We start from the raw sequence: 11,758 nt of genomic DNA on the forward strand, positions 1-11,758 counted from the left end.
CGCCGGATCCCCTGACCGACCGACCTGACGAGGCACGATGAGCATCAGCACACCGGGTGGCGGCCCCGAGCGGCGCCCGAACGTGGTCAGCACCGGCAAGAAGCCGGCAGCGGGCCGGCCGGCAGCAGGCGCCAAGACCGGGTCCGGCGGCGCCAAGCCCGGTTCCACCGGCGCGAAGACCGGGTCCACCGGCGCCAAGGCCGGGTCCGGCAAGCCGACGGGCACCCGCCCCGGCGCCGGGGGCAAGGGCCGCAAGCCCATCACCCCGGTGAAGGTGAGCCAGGGCCGCTCATGGGGGCCGATCGCGCTCTTCGTCGCCGTGGGTGTGCTGGCCGTGGCGATCATCGGCTACGGCGCCTGGGCGACGTTCCAGGGCGCCAAGCCCTGGGAGGACCGGGCGGACGCGATCGACGGCATCGTCAACTTCCGCGAGAAGGACAAGGACCTCGTGTCCGGCGGCAACCACAAGACGGGGCCCCTCACCTACACGGTGCTCCCGCCGGTGGCCGGCCCCCACAACGCGGCCTGGCAGAACTGCATGGGCGACGTCTACCCCGCCCAGATCGCCAACGAGCACGCGGTGCACAGCCTGGAGCACGGCACGGTCTGGATCACCTACCGTCCGGACCTGGCCGCCGACCAGGTGACGAAGCTCGCCGACAAGGTGCGGGGCAAGGAGAAGCTGATGCTCAGCCCGTTCGAGGGGCTGGACAAGCCGATCTCGCTCCAGGCGTGGGGCTACCAGCTCAAGGTCGACAACGCCGACGACGGCCGCATCGACGAGTTCATCAAGACGCTGCGGGTCAACGCCTCGATCGAGGGGCCGACCGCGCTGTGCAGCCAGGGCATCACCGCCACCGGCACCACGCCGCGCGACGACGCCCAGCAGATGCCGCAGGGCTGAGGAGAGCGATGAGCATCCCGACCATGACCGCGACCAGCGAGCCGGCCAGCCCGGCTCCGGAGGAACGGCGGTCGCCGGCCCGCTGGGGCACGGCCGCGCTGGCCCTGGCCGTCGTGGTCGGGCTGCTCCTCGGGTACGCCGGTGGCATGCTGACCCCCCGGCTCACCCGGCCGGGCGACGCCTCGCCGGAGGCGGGCTTCGCCCGGGACATGCTGACCCACCACGCGCAGGCGGTGGAGATGGGCCTGGTCGCCTTCGACGAGGGCAGCGACCCGGAGGTCCGCAGCATCGGCGGCGACATCGCCACCTCCCAGCAGGGCGAGATCGGCACCATGCACACGTGGCTGCGCTCGTGGGGGCTCGACCCGGCGGGCAGCGAGCCGCCGATGTCGTGGATGTCCGACGGCCCCGGCCTGGTCAGGAACGGCCTCATGCCGGGCATGGCCACCCCCGAGGAGATGGCGAAGCTGCACGCGGCCGAGGGCCGGGAGCTGGACGTCCTCTTCCTGCAACTGATGATCAAGCATCACCTGGGCGGCATCCACATGATCGACGGCATCCTCGACGTCAGCGACGAGCCCGACGTCGTCAGGACCGCGCAGACCATGAAGAACACCCAGCGCAACGACCTCACCAATCTCCAGAACGCGCTGAAGCGGCTGGGCGGCTGACCCGCCGCCGCACCGTCGCCCGTCGAGAGGTCCGCGTCGCCGCCGTTTCACCCGGCCGACGCGGACCTCTCGCCATCCCGGCCCCCCTCAGGGAGCCGGCCACCCCGCACCCCTGTCCGCTTTGAGCGGTAAGCGACGTCATGCACCATCTACCCCATTGCGACACTAAGAGAGTTTTCTCCACACATATCGTGACCAGTTGCGATTCGGGCTCGTTGCGCAGGACGTGGGGGTTGCACTGAGAGACGCACGGCGTTCGGTCACCAGCTGGTGCCGGCGCCACACCATCGGCGGTGACGGGGCGGTGGCAGCCGTCCGTCGCGGACAGCGGCAGGGCGAGCCGGGAACGCTCAGCCGCGAACAGGAGCTCGAACTCATCGACGTCCTGCGGGGCGTCCATCCCGACGAGCTGGGCCTGGACGAGGAGCTGTGGACGCGGCAGAGCCTGCACACCCTCATCCAGCACCGCTTCGAGCCGTCCATGGACGCCGGGGCGGTGGGCGCGTACCTGCGGGCCTGGGGGCTGGGCCCCCGGGAGCCCCGGGAACGGGCCTGCGGCCTCTGCGTCGGCGCGGTGGAACGCTGGGTGCGCAGCGACTACCCGGCCATCACCCGGGCGGCGCAGGAGCACCTCGCCGAGGTCTACTGGATCGGCCGCGTACGCCTGCGGGGCACGATGCCCGCGGCGGACGTCATCTCCGCCGTCTCCTCCCGCGGCCGGGTGCGCTTCATGATCACCACCCCGTCGGTCGACCCGCCGCTCCCGCGCGACTTCGTGCTGCGGCTCAGCGGCGAGGAGCAGCGGACCGTGCACCTGATCGTCGACGGCTCCTGGCCCCGCAACGAGTGGCCCCGGCGCCTGCCCCGCCGCATCGTGCTGCACCCGCTGCCGAGCTGCGGCCGCGCCGTCGCCGCCTGACCACCCGCGCCCGTCCCCGCACCAGCCGGCCGCATCCGCGAGCGGCATCAGCGAGTGGAACGTCAGGGGTGTATCCGGTGCCCGGAGACACCCGTGAGGTTCCACTCGTGCCGGCCGGAGGGCTCTCCGGCAGCGGCGTCCGGCGCAGGTGGAACAGGGCGGCACCCGTCACCGGTCCTCCGGCGAACGACACCAGCAGGGCGGGGCGACACGAGGGCGCGCGCCGGATACCGATTCGGCGTTCCGGGGGGACGTTTGCTAGTCTTCTCCAGTCGCTGAGCCCCCGTAGCTCAGGGGATAGAGCACCGCCCTCCGGAGGCGGGGGCGCAGGTTCGAATCCTGCCGGGGGCACCACACCACACCAGTCAACACCTCGCTCATCCGAGGTTGACCGTTCCCTCCGTCGATCTTCGAACGACGACGACCACGCAAACGCCCGACGACAGGTGTCGTCGGGCGTCTCCGTGTCCAGGGCTGCGGCGAGGCCGTTCCCCGCAGCGATGCACTGCTGCGGCCCGGGTGCGGTGTCACCCGGGCCGCCCTCGCGCCCACATCCGCCGTCCGCGCGGACACCCGGCCGGACGCTGGGCACGGACCGGGTGCGGGCGGGCGGCACCGCGTCGAACAGGCGGCGGTGCCGCACCGCTACGGGGGTCAGTCGGCGGCGAGGCCGTGCAGGAAACCGTCCTGGTCGCCGACCAGCAGCAGGTCGCCGATGACGACCGGCGGGCTGTAGCAGTAGGCGCTGGTCGTCAGTTGCAACCGGGAGCGGACGGCCCCGGTGGCCACGTCGAGCCCGACCAGCAGTCCCGTGGTGGTCGGGGTCCACGCGACGCCGTCGTGGATCGCCGCGCCGGTGCTGACCGGGCGGGCGCCCAGCCCGGCTGTCCAGCGGGCCTGGCCGGTGGCCGGGTCCACCCGGGAGGCGGTGCGACCGCCGTCGTCGAACATCAGCACGTCGCCGCCGTCCAGCACGAGCTTCGGGGCGTAGACGTAGGAGCCAGCCACCGACCAGCGCGGTTCCCCGGTCGCGGGGTCCAGCGCGAACGCGCTGGCCACGGTGGACACCAGGACCAGCCCGTTGGGCAGCACCTCCAGGTTGTCCGCCCAGGGGCCGTAGATGAGGCGGCTGTAGGCGGTGGTGCGGGTGGTGGTGGAGAACGACCAGAGAACGGCACCGGTGCGGGCGTCGTGGGCGTAGACGTTGCCGTCGCCGGCGCCGGCGTAGACCCGGGTGCCGTCGCTCGCGGCGCGCCCGGCGAACATGCCCTTCCCGGCCACCCGCCACACCGGGTCGCCCGTGCGCGCGTCGACGGCCTGCCGGGTCTCGCCGGCGGAGATCACCACGACGGTACGGCCGTCGACCGTGGTGACCAGCGGGCTGCCGAGCACCGGGGCACCGGCGTCGTAGGTGAACCGGCGCCGGCCGGTGGCCGCGTCGAGGGCGTGGAGGCGGTGGTCGTCGGAGGGGACGTAGACGGTCCCGCCGTCGGGGGCGAACGCCGGCCGGCCGTGCACCGCGCCGATCCGCGTCTGCCAGCGCCGGGACAGTCCCCGGCGGGTGGGCCGGGCGCCGACGACGTTCCCGCCGGTGGTCGCCGCGATCAGCAGGCCGTCCCGGGCCGCCAGGCCGGCCTGCACCGGCGCGCCGAGCTGCTCGCTCCAGCGCAGCCGCCGGGCGGTGTCGGGGAGGGCGAAGGTGCGGGTCTGCTCGTGCCAGGCGCCGTCGGCGTCGGTGACCCGTACGGTCATCCGGTGCTCGCCGGGCGGGAGCGACGTGAGGTCCAGCCCGCCGGTGTAGCGGCGGCCGGCCCCGTCGGGGGCCAGGTTGCGCCACTGGCCGTCGTCCTTGAGCCCGTAGGTGTGCTGCGGATAGAGCTGGGCCTTGACGTTGGCGGTGCGGGCGTGCGGGGCGAGCCGCACGGACACCGCCAGCGCGGCGCCCGCCGGGTCGAGCGAGATCGCCTGGGGTCGCTGCGCGGCGGCGGTACGCGGGCCGGCGATCGGGATGTCCAGCACCGCGCGGGACTCGGCGCTGCCGCCGGCGGCCCGCTGCACGGCCGTGACCTTCAGCACCTCGCCGTCGGGCCCGTCGGTGCGCTGCACCCAGTAGTAGATCGCCGAGCCGCGGGTGTCGTCGACCGCCAACTGGGTCACCCCGTTGAAGCGCTGCACCTGCTCGGCGTGCACGTGCCCGGCGAACATGGCCCGTACGTCGTAGCGGTCGAGCAGCCGCAGCAGCCGCTCCTGGTCGGAGACGTAGTAGTTGTCGCCGCCGAACGGGAAGTGGCAGAGCATGACGATCGGCACGCCGCGCGGCACCCGGTCCAGGTCGCGGGTCAGCCACCGGATGCCGGACTCGCCGAACCCGCCCGGCTCCTGGAGCAGGTGGCTCGGGTCCAGCGCGACGAAGTGCAGGCCGTCGTGGTCGAACGAGTACCGGCTCGGCCCGAACAACGACCCGTACCGTTCACCGGCCGTGCTGTCCCAGCGCCAGTCGTGGTTGCCCGGCACGTGCCGGATCCGGGGTCGCAGCGCCGCCGGGATGGTGTCGAGGTAGGTGTCGTACTCGGCCACGGAGCCGTGCTCGACGATGTCCCCGACGTGGCACACGACCTCCGGGTTTCGGGCGGCGATCTGCTCGTACGTCCAGCGCACGCCCTCGGTCCGCTCGGGCAGGTCCACGTCGATCTGCGTGTCGCCCAGCAGCGCGAACCCCGGCGACCAGGGCCCACCGGGTCGGGGTGCGGGCCGGCCGGCGGTCGCGGGCGCGGCGCCGACCGTCGCGCCGGTCGCCGCTGCGGTGACCGCGCCGACGCCCAGGCCGAGCAGCCGGCGGCGGTCCATCGGGAGACGGGCGGGTTCGTTGGCGGTCGGCGATGGCATGGGTGCGGTCCTTCCGACGGGCGCGGGAAATGCCGGGAAGTGTGGCATGGGCCACGACCGCCGAACCAGCGATCTCCTGCACATCTCGCCGAGATCCGCAGGAGATCGTCAACATCGCCGGAGAAATGTTCGCTTCCTTGCAGGAACGGGGTCACGCCGCCTGGTCGGCCGGGTCCGTGGCGCGTCCCGCCTGGTCGGCCAGTTCCGCGCCGGGCCGCCCTGCCCAACGCAGCAGCGCGACGAACGCCAGCGCGGCGGTCACCGCCCCGCCCACCAGGCGCACCCGGTGCCCGGCGACGAACTCGGCCGCGACCTGACGCAGGTACTCCGGTGAGTGTGTGCCGACCGGGTCGACGAACATGATCTCGTTGCGCGGCCAGAAGAAGAACACGGAGAACAGGAACTCGCAGGCGACGAAGACCACGGCCGCGCCGGCGATCCACCAGCGCAGCCGGCGGTCGCGCCAGGTCAGCACCGCCGCGGCGAGGCAGGCGAGCACGACGGTCGCGCCGAGCGGCGGAAAGTAGTCACTCGGGCCGCCCGCCACCAGGAACTCGCGGGCCCGGTCCAGCGACGCCGGCGGGTCCCCGAAGATGTTCGGGTAGAGCATCACGGTCTCGGCGGCGACGCCGCCGAACGACATCATCGCCGTCCACACCAGAACGACGAGCACCGTCCAGGTGAGCCTGTCGCGGGTCATGTCTCCTCCTGCCGATCCGTCGACGCCGTCCCGGCGCCGTCGGCCGGGTCGTCCCGGCGCCGTCCGCTGGGTCGTCGTCGACGCTAGGTCGGCCGCCACGGCCCGTCTGCCGCCCGACGGCGTGAAGGCGGGGTCGCCTGTGGACGTACGGCGGCGCAGGCCGGTCGCCCGTCCGCGCGGCCGGGCGTCGCCTCCCGACGTAGCCCGGGGCGGGCGACGGGCGACGGACGACGGAACGAGCGACGGCGGCGGGCAACGGGCGACAGGCGACGGGGCCGAGCGACGGCGGCGGTGACGGGCACTGGCAGGGCCGCCGGTGGCCGACACCAGCAGCGCCGACAGTGGCGGACGCCGGCAGGGCCGCCGGTGACGGGCGGGGCTGTTCGCGTACGTCAGCCGGCGGCGCGGCGGGCGCGGGCCCGGCGCTTGCCCTCGTGCATGGCCTGCACCCGGGCGACCGGGATGGTGTGCCCCTCCGCGACCAGGTCCGCCGGGAGCTGCTGCGGCGCGGGCAGCCGCTCGGCCCAGGGGTCGCGTCCGGCGGTCAGCGCCGGGGCCGTGCGGATGGTGAAGTCGGCCGGGGTCACGTCGCCCAGGTCGGCCCAGTCGACCGGGAAGGAGACCGGCACGCCCGGCCGCAGCCGGGGGCTGTAGGCGGCCACCACGGTCGCCCCGCCGGCCCGGGTCGAGTCGACGAACACCTTGCCGCCCCGGTCCTCGCGGATGAAGGCGGTGGTGGCCAGCGCCGGGTCGAGCCGTTCGGCGCGGGCCGCCACCGCCCGGGTCGCGGCGGCCATGTCCTCCACCGTGGCGCCCTCCGCGACCGGTACGAAGACGTGCACGCCCTTGGCCCCGCTGGTCTTGACCGCGCCGGCGAGCCCCGCGTCGGCGAGCGCCTGCCGGACCAGCCGTGCCGCGGCGACCGCCAGCGCGAAGGAGTCCCCCTCCCGCGGATCGAGGTCCAGCACCAGGTGGGTGGGGCGGTGCAGGTCGTCGACCGTGGCCAGGGTGGGGTGGTACTCCACCGCGCGCTGGTTGGCGAACCAGAGCAGGGTGCGCCGGTCGTCGCAGAGCGCGTACGAGATCTCGCGGTGCGACGCCTCGGCCCAGACCGGCGTGCGGGCCACCCAGTCCGGCGTGTACTTCGGCAGGTTCTTCTGCATGAACGGCGGCTGCCCCGGCCGGACCCGGATCACCGACAGCGGCCGGCCGCGCAGTTGCGGCAGGATCCGCTCGTGCACCGCGTCGAGGTAGTCGACCAGGTCCCGCTTGGTCGCGTCGGCGCCGTCGAACAACGGCTGGTCGAGGTTGGTCAGCGACACCCCGTCCCGGGTCTCGTCAGCGCCACTCATCCGACCACCTTCGCGGCCCGGGGGCCGACGGTCAACCGGACGCGGCGGGGCGAACCGCCGCGAACGGATCGCCGCCGGCCCGGACGACGTCGAGCATCCGCTGCGTGTGCCCGCGGGCGGCGGCGTACAGGCCACCGCCGTAGCTGACCCGGGCCACGCCGAGCGCGGCCAGCTCCGGCACCGTGGGGGCGCCGGGGCGGGCGAGCGCGTTCACCGCCCCGGGCACGGCGGCCACCAGCTCGGACAGGATCGCCGGGTCGGCGAGCAGGATCGGGTAGACGCAGTCCGCGCCGGCGGCGAGGTAGCGGGTGGCCCGGCTGACCGCCTCCGGGAGCAGGGCGGCGGGGTCGCCGCCGCCGGCGAGGAAGACGTCGATGCGGGCGTTGAGCACCACCGGCACCCCGGCCGCGTCGGCCGCCGCCCGGACCTCGGCGAGCAGGTCGGCCTGCGCCCCGGCGTCGACCGACCGGCCGGTACGCGGGTCGGAGTCCTCCAGGTTGAGCCCGACCGCACCGGCGTCGAGCAGGCGCCCCACCAGCTCGGCGGGGCGCAGCCCATACCCCCGCTCCAGGTCGGCGGTGACGGGGACGGCGACGGCGCGGGCGAGGCGGGCCACGGCGGCGAACATCTCCCTCGGCGGGGTGGCCTCGCCGTCGGCGTGGCCGAGCGCCTCGGCGACGGCGCTGCTGCTGGTGGCCACGGCCGGGAAGCCGGCGGCGGCGATCTGGCGGGCGGAGCTGGCGTCCCAGGCGTTGGGCAGGATCAGCGGGTCACCGGGCCGGTGCAGCGTGCGCAGCGCCGCCGCCCGGACGGCGAGATCGTCGGTCATACGCCGATTCTCGGCGGACCGGCGCCCGGGACGCAGCCCCGATTCCGTGTCGATGGACCTTGCCGCTTCCGCCGCCGGCGGCGCACGGGCGACGCGGTTTGTCGTCGGGGAACACCCTCTGTGACCATGAGGGCGGAGCGTGAGGAGGCATGGGCGTGTCGCAGGGGAACAGCGATGGCACCGCCGGGCGGGCGTCCGAGGCGTGCGGGGCGGTCGACGGGTCCTTCGCCCCCGGCCAGGCCACGGCGTGCACGGTCCGCGAGGTGCTCGACCGGGTGGGCGGCAAGTGGAGCATCGGCATCCTCGTGGCCGCCGCCCAGGGCCCGGTGCGCTTCACGGAGCTGGAACGCCGCGTGGAGGGGATCAGCCGGCGGATGCTCACCCTCACCCTGCGCAACCTCGAGCGCGACGGGCTGCTGCACCGGAAGGTCCATCCGACCGTCCCGCCGAAGGTGGAGTACACCGCCACCCCGATCGCGCTGGAACTCCACGAGTCACTGGTGGCCCTGACCCACTGGGCGGAACGGCACCGCAGCGCGATCGCCGACGCCCGGGCCAGGTACGACCGGGCGCACGGCGGGGACCTCCCGCCCGTTCCGGAGGGGTAAACCTCGGCCGCGTGTGGGGAACGCCACGCCCTCCATCTGACCGATCGGTCAGGGTCTGACCGATCGGTCAGGCATGCTGGTCGGGGAGGTGGGCCGGCATGGCGCGGATGGTTCCGGAGACGCACGACGAAATCCTTTCGGCGGCGGCCCGACGCTTCGCGACGACCGGCTACCGGGGCACCTCGTTGCAGGACATCGCCCGCGAGGTGGGCTGCTCCAAGGCGGCGGTGCTCTACCACTTCGCCAACAAGGAGGCCATCCTCACCGAGCTGATGGCCCCGGCGATCGACGTCCTCCAGGCGCTCGACGAGCGGATCCGCGCACATCGCGGCGCGGACGCCCAACGGGTCGCCGCCGAGGGCTTCGTCGACCTCGCGGTCCGTTTCCGCCGCGAGATCGCCCTGCTCCGGGGCGAGTTCCCGGAGCTGCTCAAGCAGCCCGCCTTCGCGCACATCCAGCGGATGTCCGAGCGCCTGGTCGACGCGCTCGCCGGGCACCCGGAACGGCCGTCCGCCCGGATCGTGGCGCTGGTGCTGCTCGCCGGCATCTCCGAGACCTGCGGGGAGTTCGCCGACGTACCCGACGAGGAGCTGCGCGCCGCCCTGCTGGCGCTCGCCCGGCGGGCACTGGAGCCCGTCGACTGATCCGTACCCAACCATCCACGACCGAGGACAAGGAACTCATGGCCACCCTGCTCTACCGGCTCGGCCGGGGCTCGATGCGCCGGCGGCGACTCGTCGCGGCGATCTGGCTCGTCGTACTCGTCGGTCTCGGCCTCGCCGCCGCGACCCTGCGCGGCCCGATAGCCGACAACTTCACCATGCCCGGCACCGAGTCGCAGCGCGCCCTGGACCTGCTCGCCGAGCAGTTCCCGGCGGCGAGCGGCGCGACCGGCACGATCGCGGTCAGGGCGCCGGCCGACGGCGCGCTCGCCAGCCCGCAGGGGCAGGCCGTGGTGAAGGAACTCACTCAGGAGGCCGCCACGCTGCCCGGCGTCGTCGGCGCCGTCGATCCGTTCCAGGTGGGGGCGGTCTCCCCCGACGGCCGGTACGCGCTGGTCCAGGTCCAGTTCGCCACCGGCGCCGACGAGGTGACCGACGCCCAGCGCGACGCGTACGAGAAGGTCGGCGAGCGGGCCGAGGCCCAGGGCTGGGAGGTCGCGCCCGGCGGCGAGGTGCTCAGCAGCGTGCCGGAGGTCGGCTCGACCGAGGTCATCGGCGTGGCGGTCGCCGCGATCGTCCTGGTGGTCACCTTCGGTTCGCTGGTCGCGGCCGGGATGACGATGCTCAACGCGCTGATCGGCGTGGGCGTCGGCATGGCGGGTCTGTTCGCGATCAGCAGCGTGGTCGACCTGAGCAGCACCGCGCCGATCCTCGCCCTGATGCTCGGCCTCGCGGTCGGCATCGACTACTCGCTCTTCATCACCTCCCGCTACCGGCAGAACCTGATGGAGGGGCTGCCACCGGACGAGGCGGTGGGCCGCGCGGTCGGCACCGCCGGCTCGGCCGTGGTCTTCGCCGGCGCCACCGTCGTCATCGCGCTGGCCGGGCTGGCCGTGGTGAACATCCCGTTCCTGACGGTGATGGGTCTGGCCGCCGCCGGCACGGTCACCGTCGCGGTGCTGGTCGCGATCACTCTCCAGCCGGCCCTGCTCGGCTTCGCCGGTCGCCGGGTGCTGCCCCGCAAGCTGCGCTCGACGGTCGGGGACGCCGCAGCCGGGGACCGGGCGGGCGACGCCGCCGACGCGGGCACTCCGCCGGCCGAGGACCGGTCGGGCTTCGGGTTCCGTTGGGCGCGCCTCGTCACCCGGTTCCGGGTGCCGGTCATCCTGGTCGGGCTGATCGGGTTGGGGCTGCTCGCCCTGCCCGCGCCCGACATGCGGCTGGCGCTGCCCGACGCGGGCACCGCGCCGGTCGGCTCGGCCGCCCGGGAGTCGAACGACGTGATCACCGAGGGCTTCGGGCCCGGCTTCACCGGCCGGCTCGCGGTGGTGGTCGCCGGTGACACCCCGCAGGCGACCTCGGCCGCCATTCCGCAGGTCACCGCGCTGATCCAGCGCACCGAGAACGTCCTCGCGGTGGCCCCGCCGCAGCTCAGCCCGGACGGCCGTACCGCGCTGCTCGGGGTGGTGCCGAAGACCGGCCCGACCGACGAGGCCACCGAGACCCTGGTCAACGACGTCCGCGCGGAGGTGGGCGGGTTCCCCGACGTCGACGTGCTGCTGACCGGGGCGACCGCGATCGGCATCGACGTCTCCGAGAAGCTCTCCGACGCCCTGCCGGTGTACCTGCTGCTGGTGGTGGGCCTGTCGGTGCTGCTGCTGATGCTGGTCTTCCGCTCGCTGCTGGTGCCGGTGAAGGCCGCGCTGGGCTTCCTGCTCACCGTCGCCGCCACCTTCGGCATCACCGTGGCGGTGTTCCAGCAGGGCCACCTCGCCGACCTGGTCGGTTTGGACACGCCCGGCCCGCTGGTCAGCTTCCTGCCGATCCTGCTGATCGGCATCCTGTTCGGCCTGGCGATGGACTACGAGGTCTTCCTGGTCTCCCGGATGCGGGAGGACTTCGTGCACGGCGACACCGCGCAGCAGGCGACCATCAACGGGATGGGGCATGGCGCCCGGGTGGTGACCGCCGCCGCGCTGATCATGATCTCGGTGTTCGGCGGCTTCGTCTTCCTCGACGACCCGGTCATCAAGTCGATGGGCTTCGCGCTCGCCATCGGCGTCGCCATCGACGCGTTCGTGGTCCGGATGACCATCGTGCCGGCCGTGATGTCGCTGCTCGGCAAGCGGGCCTGGTGGCTCCCCCGTTGGCTGGACAAGATCCTGCCCAACGTCGACATCGAGGGCGAGGGCCTCCGCGCCCACCTGGACGAAAAGTCCCCCGCCCA

10 protein-coding genes and 1 tRNA gene are annotated in these 11,758 nt (G+C 73.9%); 7 read left to right on the top strand and 4 right to left on the bottom strand.

Annotation, left to right across the window (positions count from 1 at the left end; translation table 11 throughout):
- The first annotated feature begins 37 nt into the window (after positions 1-37).
- From F6X68_RS03600 to F6X68_RS03615, 4 genes are all read left to right on the top strand, one after another.
- Positions 38-904 carry a DUF3105 domain-containing protein gene (locus F6X68_RS03600; RefSeq protein WP_151452902.1) on the top strand — a complete coding sequence of 289 codons (867 nt, stop codon included), beginning with the start codon at positions 38-40 and terminating at the stop codon, positions 902-904.
- An 8-nt stretch (positions 905-912) separates the two neighbouring features.
- Positions 913-1,575: a DUF305 domain-containing protein gene (locus F6X68_RS03605; protein ID WP_151452903.1), complete on the top strand. Its 663-nt coding sequence runs from the start codon at positions 913-915 to the stop codon at positions 1,573-1,575.
- A gap of 226 nt (positions 1,576-1,801) precedes the next feature.
- The gene (locus F6X68_RS03610) at positions 1,802-2,494 is read left to right on the top strand and encodes a winged helix-turn-helix domain-containing protein (RefSeq protein ID WP_151452913.1); all 693 of its coding nucleotides are present in this window, start codon (positions 1,802-1,804) and stop codon (positions 2,492-2,494) included.
- Positions 2,495-2,773: 279 nt separating this feature from the next.
- Positions 2,774-2,848, top strand: a tRNA-Arg gene (locus F6X68_RS03615).
- 300 nt (positions 2,849-3,148) lie between these two features.
- Here F6X68_RS03615 and F6X68_RS03620 read toward each other — a convergent pair.
- The 4 genes from F6X68_RS03620 to F6X68_RS03635 all read right to left on the bottom strand — a co-directional run bounded on the left by F6X68_RS03620 (position 3,149) and on the right by F6X68_RS03635 (position 8,261).
- Positions 3,149-5,380: a PQQ-binding-like beta-propeller repeat protein gene (locus tag F6X68_RS03620; protein WP_192581267.1), complete on the bottom strand. Its 2,232-nt coding sequence runs from the start codon at positions 5,378-5,380 to the stop codon at positions 3,149-3,151.
- Between the two features lie 151 nt (positions 5,381-5,531).
- Positions 5,532-6,080, bottom strand: coding sequence for a DUF1772 domain-containing protein (locus tag F6X68_RS03625; protein WP_151452905.1), 549 nt, complete (start codon positions 6,078-6,080; stop codon positions 5,532-5,534).
- A 392-nt stretch (positions 6,081-6,472) separates the two neighbouring features.
- Complete coding sequence (gene ligD / locus F6X68_RS03630; protein ID WP_151452906.1) at positions 6,473-7,432, bottom strand: non-homologous end-joining DNA ligase; 960 nt, start codon at positions 7,430-7,432, stop codon at positions 6,473-6,475.
- Between the two features lie 31 nt (positions 7,433-7,463).
- Complete coding sequence (locus tag F6X68_RS03635) at positions 7,464-8,261, bottom strand: isocitrate lyase/phosphoenolpyruvate mutase family protein (protein WP_151452907.1); 798 nt, start codon at positions 8,259-8,261, stop codon at positions 7,464-7,466.
- Between the two features lie 155 nt (positions 8,262-8,416).
- Between F6X68_RS03635 and F6X68_RS03640 the strand changes: the two genes are divergently transcribed.
- The 3 genes from F6X68_RS03640 to F6X68_RS03650 form a co-directional block, all read left to right on the top strand.
- Positions 8,417-8,869 carry a winged helix-turn-helix transcriptional regulator gene (locus F6X68_RS03640; RefSeq protein WP_370518900.1) on the top strand — a complete coding sequence of 151 codons (453 nt, stop codon included), beginning with the start codon at positions 8,417-8,419 and terminating at the stop codon, positions 8,867-8,869.
- A gap of 98 nt (positions 8,870-8,967) precedes the next feature.
- Entirely contained in the window at positions 8,968-9,513 is a 546-nt protein-coding gene (locus tag F6X68_RS03645) for a TetR/AcrR family transcriptional regulator (RefSeq protein ID WP_151452909.1), read from the top strand.
- A 38-nt stretch (positions 9,514-9,551) separates the two neighbouring features.
- A partial coding sequence (locus F6X68_RS03650; RefSeq protein WP_151452910.1) for an MMPL family transporter occupies positions 9,552-11,758 on the top strand: 2,207 nt, incomplete at its 3' end.

It is taken from the genome of Micromonospora sp. AMSO12t (assembly GCF_008806585.1).
GTDB lineage: Bacteria > Actinomycetota > Actinomycetes > Mycobacteriales > Micromonosporaceae > Micromonospora > Micromonospora reichwaldensis.

Coding starts and splice junctions, on each gene's coding strand:
- F6X68_RS03600 (WP_151452902.1), top strand. CDS start 38: ATGAGCATCAGCACACCGGGTGGCGGCCCCGAGCGGCGCCCGAACGTG.
- F6X68_RS03605 (WP_151452903.1), top strand. CDS start 913: ATGAGCATCCCGACCATGACCGCGACCAGCGAGCCGGCCAGCCCGGCT.
- F6X68_RS03620 (WP_192581267.1), bottom strand. CDS start 5,380: ATGCCATCGCCGACCGCCAACGAACCCGCCCGTCTCCCGATGGACCGC.
- F6X68_RS03625 (WP_151452905.1), bottom strand. CDS start 6,080: ATGACCCGCGACAGGCTCACCTGGACGGTGCTCGTCGTTCTGGTGTGG.
- ligD (WP_151452906.1), bottom strand. CDS start 7,432: ATGAGTGGCGCTGACGAGACCCGGGACGGGGTGTCGCTGACCAACCTC.
- F6X68_RS03635 (WP_151452907.1), bottom strand. CDS start 8,261: ATGACCGACGATCTCGCCGTCCGGGCGGCGGCGCTGCGCACGCTGCAC.
- F6X68_RS03645 (WP_151452909.1), top strand. CDS start 8,968: ATGGCGCGGATGGTTCCGGAGACGCACGACGAAATCCTTTCGGCGGCG.